Source organism: Rhodococcus sp. D-46 (assembly GCF_011290655.1).
GTDB lineage: Bacteria > Actinomycetota > Actinomycetes > Mycobacteriales > Mycobacteriaceae > Rhodococcus_F > Rhodococcus_F qingshengii.
In genome coordinates this window covers 118,896-139,273 of sequence record NZ_JAANTF010000007.1, presented here as the reverse complement: position 1 = coordinate 139,273, position 20,378 = coordinate 118,896, and the positions used below count along the sequence as shown (strand labels likewise).

17 protein-coding genes and 1 pseudogene are annotated in these 20,378 nt (G+C 60.9%); 7 read left to right on the top strand and 11 right to left on the bottom strand.

Annotated elements, in window-relative coordinates; all coding sequences use genetic code 11:
• Positions 1-128: 128 nt before the first annotated feature.
• Complete coding sequence (locus G9U53_RS18995; protein ID WP_030535282.1) at positions 129-668, top strand: C40 family peptidase; 540 nt, start codon at positions 129-131, stop codon at positions 666-668.
• Between the two features lie 190 nt (positions 669-858).
• The gene (locus G9U53_RS18990) at positions 859-1,095 is read left to right on the top strand and encodes a hypothetical protein (RefSeq protein WP_007733940.1); all 237 of its coding nucleotides are present in this window, start codon (positions 859-861) and stop codon (positions 1,093-1,095) included.
• On the opposite strand, the pseudogene G9U53_RS18985 reads toward G9U53_RS18990, so the two are convergent.
• Positions 1,070-3,426 (bottom strand): annotated as a pseudogene (locus G9U53_RS18985) (LuxR C-terminal-related transcriptional regulator). The gene G9U53_RS18990 and the pseudogene G9U53_RS18985 sit on opposite strands and share 26 nt — an antisense overlap.
• A 196-nt stretch (positions 3,427-3,622) precedes the next feature.
• On the opposite strand from G9U53_RS18985, the gene G9U53_RS18980 reads away from it, so the two are divergent.
• The 3 genes from G9U53_RS18980 (at position 3,623) to G9U53_RS18970 (ending at position 6,765) form a co-directional block, all read left to right on the top strand.
• A complete protein-coding gene (locus G9U53_RS18980; protein ID WP_042451513.1) occupies positions 3,623-4,348 on the top strand; it encodes a GntR family transcriptional regulator in 726 nt (241 codons plus the stop codon).
• Positions 4,349-4,456: 108 nt separating this feature from the next.
• A complete protein-coding gene (locus G9U53_RS18975; RefSeq protein ID WP_050654766.1) occupies positions 4,457-6,031 on the top strand; it encodes an NCS1 family nucleobase:cation symporter-1 in 1,575 nt (524 codons plus the stop codon).
• Positions 6,032-6,036: 5 nt separating this feature from the next.
• Positions 6,037-6,765, top strand: a complete 729-nt coding sequence (locus G9U53_RS18970; protein ID WP_007733934.1) for an aspartate/glutamate racemase family protein — start codon at positions 6,037-6,039, stop codon at positions 6,763-6,765.
• On the opposite strand, the gene G9U53_RS18965 is transcribed toward G9U53_RS18970, so the two are convergent.
• Complete coding sequence (locus G9U53_RS18965; protein WP_165639056.1) at positions 6,732-7,907, bottom strand: MFS transporter; 1,176 nt, start codon at positions 7,905-7,907, stop codon at positions 6,732-6,734. The genes G9U53_RS18970 and G9U53_RS18965 overlap by 34 nt on opposite strands.
• Before the next feature lie 98 nt (positions 7,908-8,005).
• Positions 8,006-8,317 (bottom strand): metalloregulator ArsR/SmtB family transcription factor, encoded by a 312-nt coding sequence (locus G9U53_RS18960; protein WP_007733929.1) that lies wholly within the window; start codon positions 8,315-8,317, stop codon positions 8,006-8,008.
• A 341-nt stretch (positions 8,318-8,658) separates the two neighbouring features.
• Here G9U53_RS18960 and G9U53_RS18955 point away from each other — a divergent pair, with 341 nt between their 5' ends.
• Together G9U53_RS18955 and G9U53_RS18950 are read left to right on the top strand one after the other, a co-directional pair.
• Entirely contained in the window at positions 8,659-9,906 is a 1,248-nt protein-coding gene (locus tag G9U53_RS18955; protein ID WP_030535278.1) for an MlaD family protein, read from the top strand.
• Between the two features lie 82 nt (positions 9,907-9,988).
• Positions 9,989-10,744, top strand: coding sequence for a methyltransferase domain-containing protein (locus G9U53_RS18950; protein WP_165639131.1), 756 nt, complete (start codon positions 9,989-9,991; stop codon positions 10,742-10,744).
• 43 nt (positions 10,745-10,787) lie between these two features.
• On the opposite strand, the gene G9U53_RS18945 is transcribed toward G9U53_RS18950, so the two are convergent.
• From G9U53_RS18945 to G9U53_RS18910, 8 genes are all read right to left on the bottom strand, one after another.
• Positions 10,788-11,540, bottom strand: a complete 753-nt coding sequence (locus G9U53_RS18945; RefSeq protein WP_007733922.1) for a MerR family transcriptional regulator — start codon at positions 11,538-11,540, stop codon at positions 10,788-10,790.
• 75 nt (positions 11,541-11,615) lie between these two features.
• The gene (locus G9U53_RS18940; protein WP_007733920.1) at positions 11,616-13,103 is read right to left on the bottom strand and encodes an NAD(P)/FAD-dependent oxidoreductase; all 1,488 of its coding nucleotides are present in this window, start codon (positions 13,101-13,103) and stop codon (positions 11,616-11,618) included.
• The gene (locus tag G9U53_RS18935; protein ID WP_030535274.1) at positions 13,100-14,020 is read right to left on the bottom strand and encodes a hypothetical protein; all 921 of its coding nucleotides are present in this window, start codon (positions 14,018-14,020) and stop codon (positions 13,100-13,102) included. The genes G9U53_RS18940 and G9U53_RS18935 overlap by 4 nt, the downstream gene beginning before the upstream one ends.
• Before the next feature lies 1 nt (position 14,021).
• On the bottom strand, positions 14,022-14,933 hold the full coding sequence (locus G9U53_RS18930) for an SDR family NAD(P)-dependent oxidoreductase (RefSeq protein ID WP_050654767.1): 912 nt from the start codon (positions 14,931-14,933) through the stop codon (positions 14,022-14,024).
• A 169-nt stretch (positions 14,934-15,102) separates the two neighbouring features.
• Positions 15,103-16,032 carry an allantoinase PuuE gene (gene puuE / locus G9U53_RS18925; RefSeq protein ID WP_003940421.1) on the bottom strand — a complete coding sequence of 310 codons (930 nt, stop codon included), beginning with the start codon at positions 16,030-16,032 and terminating at the stop codon, positions 15,103-15,105.
• Positions 16,033-16,048: 16 nt separating this feature from the next.
• Positions 16,049-17,035: an allantoicase gene (gene alc / locus G9U53_RS18920; protein ID WP_030535271.1), complete on the bottom strand. Its 987-nt coding sequence runs from the start codon at positions 17,033-17,035 to the stop codon at positions 16,049-16,051.
• A gap of 3 nt (positions 17,036-17,038) precedes the next feature.
• On the bottom strand, positions 17,039-18,283 hold the full coding sequence (locus G9U53_RS18915; protein WP_007733914.1) for an aldolase/citrate lyase family protein: 1,245 nt from the start codon (positions 18,281-18,283) through the stop codon (positions 17,039-17,041).
• A gap of 62 nt (positions 18,284-18,345) precedes the next feature.
• On the bottom strand, positions 18,346-20,316 hold the full coding sequence (locus G9U53_RS18910) for a CocE/NonD family hydrolase (RefSeq protein ID WP_347570818.1): 1,971 nt from the start codon (positions 20,314-20,316) through the stop codon (positions 18,346-18,348).
• Between the last annotated feature and the right edge of the window lie 62 nt (positions 20,317-20,378).

Sequence of the window (20,378 nt, the reverse complement as noted above, 5' to 3'; positions counted from 1 at the left end):
GCACCCCGTCCAACTGACCGATGCGAACACGTCGAGGCGCAACCAGGCTGAGTGTCGCAAGCCGAAGCCCGATCACACCCAGCTGGACACCTGCTTCGGGACGCATCGACGCAAAGGCAACACGAGAAATGTCGCACCACCGATTCACCGACCCCCGCACGAGGAAGCATGCACTCGGAAGAGCGCTTGTCGTCGGCGTTCTTTCCCTGACAACCCTTGCCGTGAGTATCGACACCGCGAACGCTCAGGCCCCCGTGCTTCGGGACTGGAACATCGCCGCAGTTTCCGTCGACACGAATCCGGCGAAGGTGTCAGCTTTCGCTTCCTCGGATACAGGCCGCGTATTGGCAGCCGCAGAGTCCAAGATCGGCGCTCCGTACGTCTGGGGCGCGACCGGGCCGGACTCGTTCGACTGCTCCGGTCTCGTTCAATGGGCCTATGCACAAGCGGGCGTTTCGATTCCGCGAACCAGCTACGACCAGGCGGTTGGCGGCACTCCAGTTTCCCGGGACGATCTACAGCCGGGTGACGTGGTCCTGTACTACGGCGGGGAGCATGTGGGGATCTACACCGGAGGCGGTGAGATCGTTCATGCCCCGACGTCCGGGGAGTCGGTCGAACGCGCACCCGTGGACTCGATGCCGTACTACCTCGCCCGACGTTACTGACATGAATCCCGCAAGCTCGATGAAACAGCGTGTATCGCGGCGATATTCGAATCGCTCGTCGCGAGCCGAACGATTGACACTCCCCCATTGCGCGGAATGTGATGTCATCCTCTCGCCCGCGAGCGCGGTCTGCGCCAGGTGCCGTGGGGCGCGGTTGGACGTGACGCGGTGTTGCGGAGACGGCACTGTCGTGTCCTGGCGAACGGTTCACGGCGACCCCTCGACCGTTCTCGCCATCGTGGAATTGGACGAGGGGCCGTGGCTGTACACTTTCCTCACCGAATCCCCTCGCGCGGATGCGCCTGGACCGCTACGAGTGTCGTTTCAGGGGCGTGAAGAAGGTAAGCGCTACCCGGTGTTCTGCTTGTGCGGCGACGACCGTGGTGAACTGCTATCGGACGTCAACTCCGGCCTGCTGAGCCATTGACCTCACGCGAGTCACGCTCCTGCGCGGTCGAGACGTACCACGCTGCGATCTGCGCTCTGGAACTGAATCCCAGTTTTGTCAGTACGTGTTCCACGTGTCCCTGAGCGGTGCGCAGCGAGATTACCAAGTGCTCCGCAATCGCGCGATTGGTCAACCCTTGGGCAACCAGTTCCGCAACTTGCTGCTCACGAGGAGTGAGGTGAGGCCCTTCAGCCGACGACGCAGTCGTGACACTGGAGCGCTTGTCGAGCGCATATGCGACAGCTTCACCCTCGGACATCGCAAACCCGCTGCGAAACGACTTGTCGAAAGCATCGTCACCCATGGCTTTGCGAGCAGTCTCTGCAGCAGTGTCGTGATGAGCTGACAAACCCGGCAGGCCCGCCAGCCGTCCCCCGACCTTCTGCCAATACATGGCTGCCGCGCCGAGCAGAACCGCTGCATGCTTCCAATCACGTTGCGCTGCAGCAATCCACGCCAACGGCTCGATACACCACGCCGAGTTCATCGGGGCATCGAGAATTCTCAGACTTCGAGTCAAATAGTCACTTGCGGCATCCAATTCACCTCGGAGCCAGCTCACGAGCCCGAGAGTTCCCAGCGCAAATGCCTGGAACATCATCTCGTCGGCGGGCACGGTGATCGCGAGAATCTCTTCGTTGCACTCCACAGAGCGATCAAGAGCGCCGGACAGGAAGTACGCGACTCCCAAGGTGTCCAGGCCGATCACAACATGCAGCAGATTCTTGTCGAGTCGAAACAGCGTCAACGCGGATTCCAGCTTGGCTGTAGCGGTATCGAAGTTACCTCTGAAGGTATCGACGTATCCGTCTCCCCACGTCGCCAAGCCGCGCGAGCGCACATCCGCCAAGTCGTTTGCCAGGCGCCAACTCTTTCGACCAACTCTTCTGCCCGTTCGAGTTCCCCCTGCATCGCGTGATTCACGGCGTCGATGGCCAAGACATCCACTCGGAACGGATCCAGCTCTCGATCCTCTGCATTCAAGGCTCGATCCGTCCAGTAACGCGCCTGCACAAGTAATCCACCTGCAAGCCAGAATCTGTACAACGCACCGACCATTCGCGTTGCAGATCGCGCCTCTCCGGCAGTGGAAATCGAGTACTCCAACGCATCGTTGACGTTGCGCTGTTCACGACCGAGCCTTGCGATCCAGGCAGCTTGCCGGCCACTGATCCACTCGGCTTCCGCATGAACGACCAGTGCCTCGAACCAATCACGATGGCTTCGACGCAGAGCGGAATACTCACCGGCGGACTCCAACTTTTCATGTCCGTACTCCCGGAGTAGGTCGAGGAGGTGGTACCGAACATCCCCGTCGGTTTCCTCACGAATCAGGATGGACTTCTCGACCAACGCGGTGACGAGATCGAGCACTTCGGTCGAATTCATGTCCTGCCCACACACGCCCTCAGCGGCATCGAGATCGAACCCACCCGAGAACACCGACAACCTCCCCCACAACTGCTGTTCGGTTGGCGAGCAGAGGTCGTAACTCCAATCGATCGACAATCGCAGCGTCTGTTGACGACTCGGAACGTCGCGTCCACCCGTTGTAAGAAGTCGGTATCGATCCGAGAGCCTGTTCATGATCTGCTCAGCAGACATACCACGCAGGCGAGCTGCCGCCAGTTCGATCGGAAGTGGGAGTCCATCCAAGTCGTGACAGATATGCGCAACGGCGCGCTTGTTCTCCTCGGTGAGGGTGAAACCAGGTACGACGGAAGCCGCACGCTCGGTGAACAACGACACCGATTCGTACTGGGCAATTCCCTCGAATTCGGGCGGCTGTTGCTGCGGTGTGGTGAGTGAGGGAACGCGCATCGTCACCTCACCGCCCAGGCCCAGCGATTCGCGGCTCGTCGCCAGGATCTTGACGCCGGCACATCGCCGTAGGATCGCGCCTACGAACACAGCGACGGCATCGACCAGATGTTCACAGTTGTCGAGCACCAACAGCAGACTCCGATCGGCGCAGTAGTCGATCAATGCCTGCAGCGGGTCCGCCGACGAGACCGACCGGACACCAAGGGTCACGGCGACATGATCTTCGAGGAGATCCGAATCTGTCTGCTCCCCCAGTTCCACCAACCAGGCACCGTCTCGAAACACCCTTTGCAACGCGCCCGCAAGTCGGATCGCGAGCCGTGTCTTGCCCACGCCACCGATCCCGGTGAGTGTCAACAAACGGGACGTCTCGAACAATCTCCTGGCGTCGGCCAACTCACGCCGACGACCGACGAAACTCGTCAGCTCCAAGGGCAGGTTGCCGACAACTCGCTGGTCGGCTTCTGAGCGCACAGCGGATGCCATCGACCGACTCGCTTTCTGCCATACCACTACACAACAACGCTACCCCCACGATCGGCCTCCCGAGCAGCACTCACGCGAGCATGTGATCGGAGCCCACTTGTTCTCCCCCGAGTGCGAGATGCACGACGGCCACACCGGTGTCACGCAGACGAAACAACGTATTCCTACTCTGGCAGACAGACGAAGGGAGAGCGACATGCCGCCGCGCCGTAGATCGGTACTGCTGACGCAACTGGTAATCGATGCTCCCGGAAGTCCACAACAAACGATCCTCGACGAACTGCGGCGAGTGATTCTGTCGGGTTCGGCGCCTCCGGGTACCCCGATTCCTCTCGGCGACGTGGCTGATGTGTTCGGTGTCAGTCGAATACCTGTGCGGGAATCACTGAAAACACTGGTCGGAGAGTCCTTGGTCGACCATCGACATCAATTCGGCTACACCGTTGCTCAGCTGACGCCGGCAGAACTGCGAGAGATGTACATCGTCCGCGAAACTCTCGAATCAGCTGCATTGGCCGTCGCCGTCGAGCAGGCAACCGAAGAGGATCACGAACACGCCGTCGAGGTGAACTCCCGTTTGGAGATCGCATTGCGCTACGACGACTCTCAGTCCTATCACTGCGAGAGCCGAAACTTTCATCTCGCACTGACCCGACCGTCTCAGATGCTTCGACTGCTGCACATGTTCGAAGCTGCCTGGAACATCACCGAACCAGTACAGCCGATGGTCCATGTTGCCGGCGTCGATCGCCGGGTTCTGCACTCGGATCACACCGCGATGCTGGACGCATTCCTGCGTCGGGACGCATCCGCACTTCTGAGCGCTTCCGAAATCCATCATCGCCGACTCGATACCGTGATCGCGACTCTACCGACAGACACCGGTCTATTGGCCGAAAAAGATATACCGATCACGCAATAGTCGTGCAACACAGCATCGATACCTTTCTCTCAACACAGTTTTCATCACTGACGCTGAGAGCTCGTGGCACCGTCCGCTGATTTCCTGCACTGATGCACAGGAGCTGTCATGACCGACATTCTTCCGTCCCGAACGACCACTACCCCCACTCCCCCAAAGGAAACCGGATCGGGTGACCTTGTCGAAGCCGCGGGTCACCCTGTCGGAAGCGGCCTGATCAAGCCGGGCTACGACCCTCGTTTGACCAACGAGGACTTGGCGCCGCTTCGCAAGCAGACCTGGTCGTCGTACAACATCTTCGCCTTCTGGATGTCCGACGTACACAGCGTCGGCGGATATGTCACTGCCGGTAGTCTTTTCGCACTGGGATTGGCCAGTTGGCAAGTACTCGTCGCCCTGCTGGTCGGTATCACGATCGTCTACTTCTTCTGCAATCTCGTCGCCAAGCCCAGCCAAGTTACCGGCGTGCCGTATCCGGTGATCTGCCGCAGCGTGTTCGGCGTCCTCGGCGCGAACATCCCGGCAATCATTCGTGGCCTGATTGCCGTGGCTTGGTATGGAATTCAAACCTTCCTCGCTTCAGCAGCCCTCGATGTCGTACTGATCAAACTCTTTCCGTCACTCGCGCCCTATGCCGTCGTCGAAGACTACGGATTCGCCGGACTCTCCGCACTGGGCTGGGGAAGTTTCATGCTCCTGTGGGTACTTCAGGCCTGTGTCTTCTGGCGAGGCATGGAATCGATCCGCCGCTTCATCGACTTCTGCGGGCCGGCTGTGTATGTCGTGATGTTCATGCTGTGCGGCTACCTGATCTACAAGGCAGGCTGGAGCGCCATCGATCTCACGCTCGGCGACGTCAAGTACTCGGGTTTCGACGCCGTGCCGGTCATGCTCGGTGCGATCGCTCTGGTTGTCTCGTACTTCTCCGGACCGATGCTCAACTTCGGCGACTTCTCCCGCTACGGAAAGTCGTTCGCTGCCGTCAAGAAGGGCAACTTCCTCGGTTTGCCGTTGAACTTCCTCGTATTCTCGGTGTTGGTCGTCGTCACTGCATCGTTGACGCTGCCGGTGTACGGCGAACTGATCACCGATCCCGTTGCGACCGTTGCACGAATCGACAGCACCTTCGCCATCGTTCTCGGCGCACTCACCTTCACCATCGCCACGATCGGCATCAACATCGTGGCCAACTTCATTTCCCCGGCCTTCGACTTCTCTAACGTGAGTCCGCAGAAGATCAGCTGGCGCGCCGGCGGAATGATCGCAGCGATCGGCTCGATCCTCATCACGCCGTGGAACTTGTACAACAATCCGGACGTCATTCACTACACACTCGAAACCCTCGGAGCCTTCATCGGTCCGCTGTTCGGAATTCTGATTGCCGACTACTACCTCGTGCGCAAGCAGAAGGTGATCGTCGACGAACTGTTCAGCATGTCGCCGACCGGAACCTACTGGTACAGCAAGGGATACAACCCTGCTGCAGTGACCGCCACCGTGGTGGGAGCCGTCGTCGCGATGGTCCCGGTCCTGGGCAAGGACCTCACCGGGATGTACACCGCAGCGCAGTACAGCTGGTTCATCGGTTGTGGGCTCGGATTCACCGTCTATTACCTACTCGCCGCGCGCTCTTCCTCAGCTGTCCGGAATGCTTCCTCTCCCGACACTGTGACGGTCGACTGATCGTCATGAGAATCAAGGTGATCAACCCCAACACCACGTGGGCGATGACCGCCAAGATCGAGGAATGTGCCCGGACCGTCGCAGGCTCGGGCACATTCGTCGAGGCTGTCAGCCCTGCCATGGGTCCCGCGTCGATCGAAAGCCACTACGACGAAGCTCTCAGCGTCCCCGGAATCCTGACCGAGATCGCCGCCGGAGAAAAGAACGAAGTCGACGGCTACGTCATCGCTTGCTTCGGTGACCCAGGTCTTGATGCAGCCCGAGAGTTGGCCAAGGGCCCCGTCGTAGCTGTTGCCGAAGCGGCCATGAACTACGCAAGTTTCCTGGGTCGCGGATTCAGCATCGTGACCACTCTCGGTCGAACCCGCGGCCGCGCAGCCGATCTGGTGGACCGGTACGGCATGCAGGCTCGGTGCCGGGGTATCCACTCCTGCGAGATTCCGGTTCTGGAACTCGATCGTGATCCCGACGCGCGAAAGGTGATCTTGGAAGCCTGTTTCGACGCATTGGAGCAAGACGACTCGGACGTCCTCGTGCTGGGTTGCGCCGGCATGGCGGACCTGTGCCAGGACTTGTCCGACGAACTGGGTGTCCCGGTAGTCGACGGCGTTGCCGCTGGGGTCACGATGGTTCAGTCGTTGGTCACCCTCGGACTGTCGACCAGTTCGCGCGGCGAGTTCGCACGCCCACTTCCCAAGAACTACACCGGTACACTGACACCGTTCTCGCTGTGAGCGTGCCTGAGCGAGAGTCGAACACCTGTCACCAGCAGCGCCAGGATCGCGAACAATACTCCAGCACAGACTAATTGGCGGGTTTCGAAATGCGCGAGAAACAGTCCACCGACCGCAGTGCCGAGCGTGATCCCCAGGTTGGAGAACGAGATGAAAAGGCTGTTGCCGAATTCAGGCGCGTCGACTGCATCTCGCCCCATCCAGCTCTGCGAAACCACCAGTCCACCGGAATGCACTACACCCCAAACCAACACGGCTACAACCATCGCGCCGAAGTACGGGCCCGCCAGATAGAGCATCACGTAGACGACGATGTACAGCAAGGGAAAAGCCACAACCGTGCGCACCACCCCCTTGGCGAGCAGAGCCCCGAAGACGAAGTTGCCGAAGATCATCACGACACCGAAAGCCAATAGCATCGCGCTGATCCACGATCCGCTCATGCCGGTCACTTCGCCGAGGTATTCGGCAAAGTATCCGTACACCGAGAACATGGCTGCGAAGACGAAGGTGACGGAAAGAATGGTCAACCACACGCGCGGCCGGCGAAGTATCCCGACCTGTGCACCGTACGACAGGCGTTGTGTCACAGGAGCCGAGGGCAGAAGTACGACAATCCCGAGAAACGCGAGAACGTTGACCACGGCGCCGAACACGAATGCTGTCGACACCGAAAAGTTCTCGGCCAAATAGGACGTCAAGGGCACGCCGAACGCGAATCCGACTGTGACGCCTGCAAATACCTTGGTCACCGCGGCGGTCGCCTGTTCCGGCGATACCAGACGAACCGCACTTGCAAGCGCGACAGCGAAGAAGACCGGATGAACCACGGCGGGGATGATCCGAAATGCAAACATCACCTCGAAACTCGATGTGGTCGCATACACCACATTGGAGACCGCAAAGACTGCAATCGCTACCAACAGAACGGTTCTCCTGTTGATTCCCGAGGTGATCAGCGTTGTGAACGGACCGGTCACCGCCACGACGAGTGCAAACACACCGACCAACCATCCGGCAGTCGACGCGGTGATACCGAACTTTTCGCTGATCTGAGGCAGAACCCCGATAATGCCCATCTCCGTAGTGATGATTCCGAATACACCCAACGCCAGAACCGGTATCAACAATTTCGACTTCACGACACACTCCTCACTACTTCGCCACACAAGACAGTTACATATCTATATATGTAGATATATTGGGTTGAACAACCCGACCGACGAGGGCAATTCGGCCGCTACAGCTTTTCGCGAACGAATTCCCTGAACTCGCCGATCACGGATTCGTTTCGTCGGTAATACGTCCACTTCCCGATGCGCTCGGACTCGAGCAGACCCACGTCTTTCATGCCCTGCAGATACCCCGAGATCACCGACTGGGCAAGTCCCGATCGCCCCTGGATGTCACCGACACAGACTCCGATGTGAAACCCGAGATCCTGCTGCGTATACGAGTCCTCGTCGAAATACTTCGCCGGGTGCGCGAGCCACTCCATGATCTGCAGGCGAGTCGGGTTGGACAGCGCCTTGAAGATCGCCAAAGCATCCATGGACCACACCCCTCTGCACGACAACCGGAACGCATCTACTTTTATGGATATGTTTGGCGAAGTCAAGCCCGATTCAGACCGAAAGCCGTCTGCATCACATCGAAGCATTCGAAGTGAGCTGCGACACTTACGTTTCGACGACCTGCGGAAATCTCAGCGTCGACTTTCTATCTGTGACGACTTGTTTATAGTTATCGCCAACAACGAATTGCCGGAAGTTTCCGGTTCACCTCAGAACGTCCGTGGGTGAACACAATTCGCTCAACACCAGCCGTACCCGGCTTGTCATTCGGGAGTCGAACCATGAACACACCGCATCAGTTCAGGGTCGTCACCTCATGGTGATGTCGAAGCTCGCCAAATGGCAGCTGGTCGCCCTCGTCGTGGTTGCACTCCTGGGCTTGATCTATGTCGGAGCGAAATACGTACGGCTGGACAATCTTCTGGGATTCGGCCAATACACGGTCAAAACCGAACTGGCGACGTCCGGTGGCATCTTCACCAACGCCGAAGTGACCTATCGCGGTGTACCCGTCGGACGCGTCGGTGACATGTCGCTCACGTCCGACGGAATCGAAGTCGACCTGTTGATCGACAGCAGTGCTCCGCAGATTCCCGCATCCGCGCGGGCCGTGGTGGCCAATCGCTCAGCCATCGGCGAGCAGTACGTCGACCTTCAGCCCGATACCGACCAGGGCCCGTTCCTCGAAGACGGCTCGGTGATCGCCGTGGGCGACACAACCACGCCGATCCCGATCGAGAATGTCTTGACCAGCGCCAACGGTCTGGTGCACTCCGTTCCGGTCGACGCACTCCACACCGTCGCGAAAGAACTCGGCGCGGCATTCAACGGCAAGGGCGAAGATCTGCAGGTACTTGCCGACTCGCTGTCGGGGATCTCCCAGTCGGGCCTCGACACCCTTCCCCAGACCCTCGGACTGATCCGCGACAGCCAGACGGTGCTCACGACCCAGTCCGATCAATCGTCGGCGATCAAGCAGTTCAGCACCGACCTCGACGCACTGACGGCGCAATTGCGCACCAGCGACCCCGACATCCGACGCGTGATCGACAACGGCATACCGGCCAGCGAACAAGTCGGCTCTCTCGTCACCGAAGCCGGCCCCGCGCTCACGACCAACCTCTCCAACCTCTCCGCCGTTGCAGCGGCAGCCGCACCGACACTGCCCTCGCTGCAGCCATTCCTGCTCTTCCTGCCTGCGCTCGCCGGGGCGGCGCCCACCGTTGCACCGGGAGACGGCACAGTACATCTGGGCTTGGTACTCGAGACCAACAACCCGCTCTCGTGCACCGTCGGTTACGAAGGGACCATGGCGATCCTCGACGAGATGAAGCGCAAGGACCCGAACTTCGACGACACGACGCAGAACTTCCCGTTGAACACTGCCGCCAACTGCCAGGCACCTCAGGGCAGCGAAACGGGGGTTCGTAGCGCCAACCGCATCGCGTTCGCCGACCCGAACACCTCGCAACCGTGGGACGGCAAGCCCAAGGTGGACCCGGACAAGCTCAACCTGAACCCGATTGCCACTCAACTCGCACCGATGCTCGGCGCCACCCCGAAGTAGCCGTAAACAACTGGCACCGTCGACCCTCCGCGACGATGATGATGTGATGTCGGAAGGAACGCCTGAAGGCGAGTCACAGAGCATGTCACGAGGTTTCGACGAACTTGTCGCCGAAGCGGAATCCGCCTCCGTCGACGGGTGGGATTTCTCGTGGCTCGACGGACGCGCCACGGAGCAGCGTCCGTCGTGGGGGTACCAGAGGCTGATGGGTGAACGTCTCGGCCGCGCCGGCGCCGCATTGGACATCCAGACCGGCGGCGGCGAAGTCCTCGCCGCTGGACCGTCACTCCCGCCGGTGATGGCAGCAACCGAATCCTGGCCACCGAACATCGCCAAGGCCACCGCCCTTCTGCGTCCTCGAGGTGTGGTGGTGGTCGCCGATCCGGACGAGCCGCCGCTACCGTTCGCCGATTCGGCTTTCGACCTGGTGACCAGCCGACACCCAGCGACGGTGTGGTGGACCGAAATCGCGCGGGTACTCGAACCGGGAGGAACGTACTTCGCTCAACATGTGGGTCACGCCAGCGTGTTCGAACTGGTCGAGTACTTTCTCGGTCCTCAGCCGCAGGCTCGTCGCGGACGGCACCACGAGGACGAAACTGCCGACGCGATTGAGGCCGGGCTCACCGTCGTCGACCTGCGTTTCGAGCGTCTGCGCATGGAATTCTTCGACATCGGCGCCGTTGTCTACTTCTTACGCAAGGTGATCTGGATGGTTCCGGGATTCACCGTCGCGCAGTATCGGGACCGGCTCCGCGAACTCGATCAGCAGATCCGTCGCGACGGATCTTTTGTCGCGCACTCGAGTCGATTCCTGATCGAGGCACGCAAGAGCTGAGCGCACCGCGACGGGCCGCACATCCCGAACGTGATCGATGCTGCTAGTCGGACTCGTCGGCGTCGCTCCGCGAGCCGATCGCAGCGGCAAGATAGTCGCCGAGTTCACGCTGAAGGTTCGCGTCGAGTGCCCGGGCCAGTGCCGAATGTACCGACGCCACACCGAGTTCACGCATCGTCTGGAGCATCTCGGCTGTTCCGGCAACCTCGTCGCCCTCCGGGAGCCAACCGACCCCGTGCTGATCGACGATGCGATCCTTTGCCGCCTGAATCAGGTCTTTGGCGATCCCGTCCACAGCGTTGTGAAGCTTTTCGTGCACATCGACCAGTTGATCGAGAGTGAAACCGTAGTCGAGGAGACTCGAAAATCCGCTGAGCAAAGCAGGATCGGTGAAAACGCAGTTCTCTCCTTCGATCTGTACCAGTCCGAGATCTACGAGACGATGCAGTTGACCATCTGCATCTCCCCCGAGAAACTCGCGTACGACGGCCATCTCGATACTCACGGTGTCGCTGCGGGACCATGGTTCGGTGACCGCGTGCTGCAGACCCAGCACCTCTGTCAGGTCTTTCCCGCTTTCCCACCCGGTGATGAAGTCGTCGATATGCGCAGTGGTGAAACCTCGTTGAAGAAGCGTGTCGATCAGCTTGAGGCGTTCGAGGTGCGCGTCGCCGTAGATGCCTACCCGCCCACGCTTCTCCGGCGGAGGAAGCAATCCACGTTCCTGATATGCCCGTACATTCCGCGAGGTGGTGCCCGCAGCGCGCGCTAGATCGTCGATGCGGTACTCGGTCACCGCCTCGTCTCCTCTGCCGCGTCGGTCGTCACGATTCCAACTTAGTGGCAACACCAGGCCGATCAGAACCCGGGATCAGGTCTGCGCGGTGTCTTTCTCGCGCACCGTGCTCGTGTAGTCCCGAAGATCCACCGATTTCAATTGGTTCACGTACTGGGTCGCGAAACCGGGAAACATAGTGGCATTGAATCCTTCGTCGGTGAGATACCAACTCGAACATCCCGAGTTCCACGTGGTCTTCGACAGCCGACGCTGCAACTCGACGTTGTACGCATCTTCGACATCTTGACGAACATCGAGTGCCTTGAGGTCGCGCTCGAGAACGATCTTGATCGCTTGGGCGAGATAGTCGAGTTGCGCTTCCATGTACACAAGGGCGGAGCTGTGCCCCGGACCCGAGTTGGGTCCGAAGGTGAAATACAGGTTGGGATAACCGGATACCGCAATGCTCTTGTACGCACGCGCCCCGGATTTCCACTCCTGAGCGAGCACACGTCCGTCCCGGCCGATGATCGGGACCGGTGTTCCGGTCTTGCAAACGTCGAAGCCGGTGGCGAAGACGATGCAGTCGAATTGATGCTCGATCCCTTCGACCGTGCGAATGCCATGTGGCGCCAATCTCGCGATCGGCCAGGTCACGAGTGTGCAATTGTCTTGCTGGAGAGCCGGGTAATACTCGCTGGTCATCAGCAACCGCTTGCACCCTGCCCGAAAGTCGGGAGTGAGTTGTCGCCGCAACCACGGGTCCTTCACCTGCATGCGCAGATGAAGACGCCCGACTGTTTCCACCACCCTCGTCAACGGGGATTCCCACACCACCCCGAGAGCTACCGATTCGTGTCCCCAGTACCAAGCCCGACGCGCCAGAGTCTGGACGACCGGATGACGACGGTACAGATCCTTCGTGCGAGATCGGGTGCGTAGGTTTGCTCGCGGCAATGCCCATCCCGGTGTTCGTTGGAAAACCTTCACTGATCGTGCAGTTTTCACGAGTTCAGGGACGATCTGGACGCCACTGGCCCCGGTTCCGATCACTGCGACCCGCTTGTCGGTGAAGTCGTAGTCATGGTCCCAGCGAGCACTGTGAATCTTGTGTCCTTCGTAGCTCTCCAAACCCGGAACAGCAGGAAAGCTGACGTTCGCCAGCGGACCGGACGCCATGACGACGGTCCGGGCAATGACCGCTTCACGGCCCTCGAGCGCGATCGCCCAGACACCTGTCTGCTCGTCCCACTCGACGCCCGTGACGTTGCACCGAAACCGAATCTTCGGCTCGAGGCCGAACTCTTTCACCATCGTTCGGATGTAGCCGAGGATCTCCGCGCTGGCCGAGTAGGTGTGCGACCAGTCCGGGTTCGGGGCGAAACTGTACGAGTACAGACGGGACGGAATGTCGCACGCAGCTCCCGGATACGTGTTGTCGCGCCACGTCCCGCCGACCTCCGTGCCGCGTTCGAGAACGACGAAGTCCTCGATACCGTTCTGCTTCAACCGAATCGCCGCTCCGATTCCTGCGAAACCTCCACCGATGATCGCCACTGACAGTGGCTCGGCAGTACTCATGCGAGTGGCTCGTACGTAAGTTCCTTGGCCCAGGTCGGCTCGGAATTGAGCCTGCTGCCGGAAAGTCGGCCAGTGACCTTGACCATCCGATCGGCAAGCAGATGGTAGGGATGGTTGCGATTGATGACCATGTTGCCGTGCCACTTCACCACCCGATACATCGGGACGCGGAGCGCGGCCGGACTCCGTTCGCCTACGTTCCTGAATCGCTTCATCGCGGTGTAGAGCCGTTCCTCGTTCACTCCCATGTCGACGATGTTGTCGCGCATCTTGTTCAGCAGCGGGATGTAGCGAAGTGTCCCGATGATCAACGCCGGATTCAACCAGGCGCCGACGGTTTCGACAACGAGCTTGCGCGTCGTCGAGTGCCCGAGCATCTCGATCACCGCAAAATCGACCGCCAGATGCCTGGACTCGTCTGCATTGATCTTCTTGAACACAGCCTGACAGACCGGATCCTCGATCTCGTCCATGATGAACTTGACCAGGGCTCCGTCGAGCGCCACCTCGAGCATCGGTATGACGGTCCCGAGAATCGAGAGCGACAAACCGTCGGAATGCTTGTCCAGCCAGTCGATGACGAGCTTGACGTTGATGTTGGGCTCGGGCATCTCGTCGCCGTCCAGCATTCCCCACCGACGCATCAGCGCGAGTTCGGCGTTGGCGTGCTTCTGTTCCTCGGCGTGGAAATGCCGATAGATGTCTCGGAGAGTTTCAGTCGGCGCCTTGAGAGCCATCGCAGCGAAGCCACGGGCACCGACGTTCTCGATCCACATCAGGTCCGACATGAACGGTTTCAGCTTCGCATGAAGCTCTGGACTGATCGTCTCGGCGCCCGGAGCATCCCAGTCGATGTCCACCAGAGCCCATTGGCGGTCCTTGATCTTGTGCAGCATGCCGTCGAAATCGAAGGACATGTCACGCTCCTTTCGTGCTCGGCGAGTTCGTCTCCGGCGCCGCCGAAGTTCCAGATGATCCCGACTTCTGTTTCGGTGCAAAGCGATTGAGAACTCCACAGCCCCACGTGTATGCAACGGGTAGATACCGTTTGAGTCGCCAGATCACCTTCGCATCGAACTGCGGCACCACGTAGAGTCGACCCTTGTCGTAGGCGTCGAGAGTGGTGACGGCGATGCGCTCCGGCGAAAAGCCGGTTCGCCGCATCAACGCTTGCGCCAATTGTGTTGCTTCCGCGGTGATTCGGCCGTCGAGAGCAACATTTGTCTTGACGAAGGTCGGACACAGCACCGTCACCCGCACTCCCGTACCGGCAAGTTCAGCGGACAAGGTCTCCGAGAGCGACATCACGGCGGCTTTACCGACGTTGTAGGGCGCCATCAGCGGCGCAGCCGCAAACCCAGCAGCCGAGGCCACGTTGATGAATCCCCCGGCGCCGCTCGCACGCAGTTGTGGAGCAAATATCTCACAGCCGTGCACGACACCCCACAGATTGATCCCGAGTGCCCACTCCCAATCGTCGAAACCGATCTCGCCCACCGGTTTTCCACCGATACCCACCCCGGCATTGTTGATCACCAACGAAAGCGGACCCGCAAGTTCGAGTTCCGCGAACAACGCCAGGTCCTGAACCTGCTCACGAATTGACACATCGCATTTGACGGCGTGCGCGGTACCACCGATCTCATCGATGAGTGCCACTGTGTCCTTGGCCCGTTCCAGCGAGATATCCGCGCAGATCACCTCACCGCCTCTGCGCGCCAACTCCAACGAAAAGGCACGGCCGATTCCGCTGCCGGCGCCGGTCACCACTGCGCGGGCATTGTGGGACAACTTCGATCCGCGGTTCTTGGTCGGTTTCTTGGTCGGCACCGGTCGGCTCACCTCGAAGACGCTTCGACTGCTGTGTGTTTCTCCATCTCCAAAGAGTCATCCACAACCGTGCCAGTTGTCAATGGCCTAGAATTCGATGGCGGAATACGCGGCAGTCGAACCAGTACCCGGACTGCTCGAATGAAGTCTTTTGTCGACCGACCGTGATCTAAACGGGGTGCGCGGTCTTCCAGTGCTCGGCGATGTCGATGCGCCGCGCGATCCAGACCTTCTCGTGTGACTGCACGTGGTCCAGAAATCGCTCGAGAGCGGCCGCACGGGCAGGGCGGCCGACTATGCGGCAGTGCAACCCGATCGAGAGCATCTTGGGCGATCCGGCCGTCCCCTCCGCATACAGCACGTCGAAGGCATCGCGTAGGTGCGCAAAGAACTGATCACCGCTGGGAAATCCTGCGGGAGAGGCGAAACGCATGTCGTTGGTGTCAAGGGTGTACGGAACGACCAGGTGCTTCACCGATTCTGCGCCACGCGGAACGTCGACCCAGTACGGCAGATCGTCGGCGTATGAATCGGAGTCGTAGACGAAGCCGCCGTGCTCGACGACCAATTCGCGGGTGTTCGGTGAATCGCGCCCGGTGTACCAACCGAGAGGCGCCGAACCCGTCAGATCTCGCAGAATCTGCACCGCCTCGGCCATGTCAGCGCGTTCGCGCTCGATGTCCACGGATTGGTAAGACTTCCAACGTAATCCGTGGCACGCGATCTCGTGGCCCAACTCCTGAAAAGCACTGACTGCTTCGGGGTTACGCTGCATCGCCCGCGCCACCGCAAAGACCGTGAGAGGCAGGTTTCGCCGCTCGAAGGTTCGCAGTACACGCCACAACCCGGCCCGTGAGCCGTACTCGTACAGCGATTCCATGCTCATGTGTCGATTCGGAAATGCCTCTGCCGGAGTCATTTCCGACAGAAATGTTTCCGAAGCCGCGTCCCCGTCCAGGACGTTGTTCTCGGCTCCCTCTTCGTAGTTGAGCACGAACTGAACCGCTATCCGCGCGTCGCCGGGCCAGTGCGGATGCGGCGGATGAGGGCCGTACCCCACCATGTCCCGGGGATAGTCGTCGCGCGGATAGTCGCTCATGCCAACAACTTTACCGTCAGCGCCCGGAGATCACAGCGCGAGCAGCGTCGGTGAGTACGCCGAAGACTCTCAGCCGCGCCAGGCCACCGTCCGGGAAGATGTCCAGACGAACATCGGTGACCTGGACTTCGGAATCGATCGGAAAGCGATGGCGCGTATCCGGACGCAGCGTCGTGCGCGGCAACAGTTCGATCCACTCCCCCTCCGACGTCCGCCCGGTCAGAGCGCCCTCACCTGGACTGTTTCCGAGGAAGTACGAGGTGTCGATCTCGACGAAACTCAGCACGCCTTCACCCGCGAGTTGTACTTGCACCCAGTCGTTTCCGTTGTCGCGGCGCCTGGCGGTCTCCCACCCGTCACCCATCGAAGCAGCGCGTCCGGGAAACAGGATGTTCTGCGGTGAGCTGTAAAACATGTTGGAGCAATCGGTCACGCGGCCACCGTTTTCGAGTGCTGCGAGGTCCAACGGCCCGGCATCGAGGAAACGCGGGTCCGGCCGCGCTTCGCCGTGAACACGGAATCTCGCCACGCCGCCGTCCGGGTAAATGGTCAGCTTGACGTGCGTCCACCGCTCCTCCGACGCCACCGAGAACGGATTCTCCGAGTCACCGTGCACGGTCGAGCGCTCGACGATGGTTGTCCACTCGCCGGATCCGGCCAGGTCGGCGGGATCCGGATACCCGTCGACCGAGATTGCTTCCACCGAGATCTCGGGCGGGTAATTGCCCTTGAACCACGCGGTGTCGACCACGACGCCTCGCACCACTCCGGGAACACCGAGTCGAACGATCGCCTCGTCATGGCCTGCCACCCGGCGGCGACGCGTCTCCCAACCGTCGTACACCTGCCCCTTGTGACCGAACGTCGCCGGCTGGTACCCGGCCTTGCCTGGGCGGATCAGGGCCTCACGCTCGGCAAACGCCTCGTCGTTCGCCCAGATGACGGCTCCGCCGAGGGTGCGCAGTGCGAGATCGGGCAGCAAGGTGAATTCGGTGGTGCTCATCGGTCAGTGTTCTCCTGTGATCGGTGTGGTGCGTCCTACGAGGTGACGGAGTGCGTTGGTGTCGGCGCTCGGGGCGAGCCGGAGAACTTCGGATTCCGGATAAGCCCCCGCGTCGAGCCCGCGCAGTACCACCGCTGCGAGCGCCTGGGCGGTTGCAGGTTCGTCCATCACGTCGCCACCTTGGCGCCCCAAGTACGACTGGATGCGCGGGGCAGCGGCGCCGAGCGCATTGCGATAGAAGCCGAACGTGGCGAGCCAGCGGGTGACCAGATGCCCGGGGTGCATGTCCCACCCCTGGTAGTAACCGCGTTCCAGGGACCGCGTGACGAGGCGATGGTGCCGAGTGATCGCGTCGCGGATCGCCGTGGCGCTCCCGACAGGCGCGACCTGAGTCGACCCGTCGCACACCCAGACGCCGGTCTGCGCGGCAGCAGCCAACATGACAGCCTTTGCGTGGTCTGCCACCGGATGTTCGAGCGACTGATGACGCGATGCAATTCCGCAAGCTGCACTGTAATCGTAAGTGCCGTAATGCAAACCGGTCAGACGACCGGCACCGCGATGGATGGCCTGAGCAACTGCCACCGTTCCGTCGGCCGCGATGACCGCCTGCGGGCTCTCGATCTGCAACTCGAACCGAAGCGAACCGAGCTCGAGTCCGTGCGCCTTCTCCAGCTCTTCGCAGAGCAACACCGTCGCCGTGACCTGCTCCACCGCGCGCAGTTTGGGAACGGTGAAGACAAATCCGTCCGGCACTCCGCCGGCCGCGTCGAGCACAAGCTCGAGCGTCCTGATCGAGCGCCGACGCTCACCGGCCGGCAACCCCTTGAACCTGATGCCACTCCAGTTCGGCCCGGCAGGATCAGCGCTGAGCGCGGCAAGCGTCTGTCCGGCCGACGTCGCTGCATCGTCTTCTTCTTCGTCGCTGCGGCGTCCGTACCCGTCCTCGAAATCGATCCGAAAGTCTTGGACCGGCTTGCGGCCGAGTTGAACTCGCACATCAGCGAGCGCATTCTCCGTGTCGAGATCGGCGAACACATGAGCATGGGAATCGAGAAGCGCGATCGCCTGCTCACCCCAGAGTCGAGGGGTGTCGACGGTTGCATCCGCGGCACTGACGTAAATCGTGTGCACGGGTTGGATCTCGTCACGGTTTCCCGGGTACTGCGCCGCGAGCCGCTCGTCCACCGGATCCAGAAGTCCGTCCAGACGATCGTGGACGGCGGCGGAGAGTCGGGATTCTGTCATCGGACGATCTTCTCAGAACGTCCGCGAGCCCGCAGGTTCTCACGCCGCCGATCCAATCCGAGTCAGCGGCCCCCGACGAACGGAACGTTGACGAAGCTCGGCCGGTCTGCAGCCAACTCGATGTGCTGCGGTTTGAGTTGGCTGTCGGCGAGCATCGGGCCGAGCGCCAGGTATCGCGGCACGCTGGCAGCGTAGACGTCGACGCGGAGCCGGTGCCCCGGTTGCAGCACTGCGTCCGTCGGGAGCATGTTGATGTCGACGGTGGTGACCTCACCGGGAACCACCGGCTGACGCGTGTCGATCGTCAGATAGTGGTGCGGTTCACTGTAGTCACCGTTGGCCGAGCGAGTGCTCTTCGAATCGTCGACTGCCCGCAGCGACGCAGTCAGAGCGCCGTTCGTGATCGGTGTCGATGTTCCGTCCGGTGCTACGTCGTTGACCGTCGCTGCCCAGAATCCGTCCGTCGCGTCCAGGACGGTCTCGAGGTGGACGTTGATCGGGCCCGAGAGTGAGGTCGGCTCCGTCACTGCCTCACCGGTGAACGTCAGGCCCTCCGCTTCCTGGAATCGGGAATCCTTGGAACACGTCGCACCGAGCACCACGGAGATCCCGGCAGTTCCCTGAGTTCCGTCACCGGAGCAGAAGCCTCGCAGTCCTGGTGCGACTGTCAATCGCGCTGCGGCACTGGGCGGGTCATTCGTCAGCGAACCGTCGTACGCTGCGTGGGCGGCAGTACCGCTGGGCGCAGAGTTCAGATACATACGTTCGTAGCTCGCACCGGCTCGCGGGAACTGATCGTCCGTGATCCATCCGCCGCCTTGCTGGAACATCGTCACCGGACCGTAACGATCGATTCCGTTGTCGATGCCCTTGAGCCACTTGTCGAACCACGCACGTTCGAGTACGTCGAGGCGCGGCGGCGCACCGTCCTTGCCGAATCCTCCACCGGGAGTGACGTGATAGCCGTTCCCCATGATCAACTGCTTCTGCCCGGGCGGCAGATCGATTCCGTTGTAGATCCGCGGCTCACTGTTGGCGAAGATGTCGTGCCAACCGCCGTAGACCATCGTCGGAACGGCGATGTTGCCGACGTCAGCGGCTCGGTCCTGATAGAACTGCCCGTCTTGCGCGACTTGCAGAGTCGACGGCGACACGTCCTCGATTCTCTGAGCCGTCATCGCTTGCACCAGTTCAGGAATAAGCGTTCCCGGATCCTCGAGGCGGCTCGCCAACCACAGGGGATCGAAGTTTCCTTGCAGGATGTCCTGAACGTTCGGGATGAGTTTGAGCCCGTTGACCGCGGTCAACCACAACGGCATGAACCCGACTCCGAGGCCGCCACCGGTTCCGACGATGTCGCGCAGCAGATCGTTGCCAGGTTCGACCGGGAAGATCGCCTTCAGTGCAGGTGGATTGTTGCTCGCCGCCTGCACCGAGTTGATCGCGGAGTACGAGATGCCCGCCATCCCTACTTTCCCGTCGGACCATCCTTGCTTGCTCATCCAGTCGATGACCTCGACCGAATCCTGTTGCTCGCGCTTACCGAGCACGTCCCAATTACCTTGGGAGAAGCCGGTTCCACGTGCATCGACCACTACCTGCGTGTATCCGTTCTGGACCAGATCACGGTTGACGCCGAGAACCCTGGCGCCTCCGCCGGCGATGACGCCCGTCAACTCCGACACGCCGTCGAACGGCGCCGCGAGGTCGAGCGAGTTCGCAACGTCCATCAGCGTCTCACCGACCTGCGGGATCGACAGAGCTGAATCCACCAGTGTGTCCAGCAGTTTCGTGTACGGCGTGATGTTGAGGACCGAAGGCGTCTTCGATTCCACGGCCCGCCCGGATGCATCCGCCGGTCGGTACACATTCGCTTGCAGAACTGTGCCGTCACTCATCGTGATGGGCACGTCCCACTCGATGGAGACCCCCGGATACTGCGGCGTCGCCTCCGTTGCCGCGAGCCAGGCCTGCCCGTCCGACCCTCCCGTCGGATCCGCAGAAGCGACGGCGCTCGGCACCGTCAATCCCACGACGCACAGCCCCACCGCAATCTTTGTCGACCTTCGACGTAGAAGTCGTGTCCTCACGAAAA

Excerpts from the sequence above, each read along its gene's own strand:
- G9U53_RS18995 (WP_030535282.1), top strand. The coding sequence starts at position 129 with ATGTCGCACCACCGATTCACCGACCCCCGCACGAGGAAGCATGCACTC.
- G9U53_RS18980 (WP_042451513.1), top strand. The coding sequence starts at position 3,623 with ATGCCGCCGCGCCGTAGATCGGTACTGCTGACGCAACTGGTAATCGAT.
- G9U53_RS18975 (WP_050654766.1), top strand. The coding sequence starts at position 4,457 with ATGACCGACATTCTTCCGTCCCGAACGACCACTACCCCCACTCCCCCA.
- G9U53_RS18970 (WP_007733934.1), top strand. The coding sequence starts at position 6,037 with ATGAGAATCAAGGTGATCAACCCCAACACCACGTGGGCGATGACCGCC.
- G9U53_RS18960 (WP_007733929.1), bottom strand. The coding sequence starts at position 8,317 with ATGGATGCTTTGGCGATCTTCAAGGCGCTGTCCAACCCGACTCGCCTG.
- G9U53_RS18950 (WP_165639131.1), top strand. The coding sequence starts at position 9,989 with ATGTCACGAGGTTTCGACGAACTTGTCGCCGAAGCGGAATCCGCCTCC.
- G9U53_RS18940 (WP_007733920.1), bottom strand. The coding sequence starts at position 13,103 with ATGAGTACTGCCGAGCCACTGTCAGTGGCGATCATCGGTGGAGGTTTC.
- G9U53_RS18935 (WP_030535274.1), bottom strand. The coding sequence starts at position 14,020 with ATGTCCTTCGATTTCGACGGCATGCTGCACAAGATCAAGGACCGCCAA.
- puuE (WP_003940421.1), bottom strand. The coding sequence starts at position 16,032 with ATGAGCGACTATCCGCGCGACGACTATCCCCGGGACATGGTGGGGTAC.
- alc (WP_030535271.1), bottom strand. The coding sequence starts at position 17,035 with ATGAGCACCACCGAATTCACCTTGCTGCCCGATCTCGCACTGCGCACC.
- G9U53_RS18915 (WP_007733914.1), bottom strand. The coding sequence starts at position 18,283 with ATGACAGAATCCCGACTCTCCGCCGCCGTCCACGATCGTCTGGACGGA.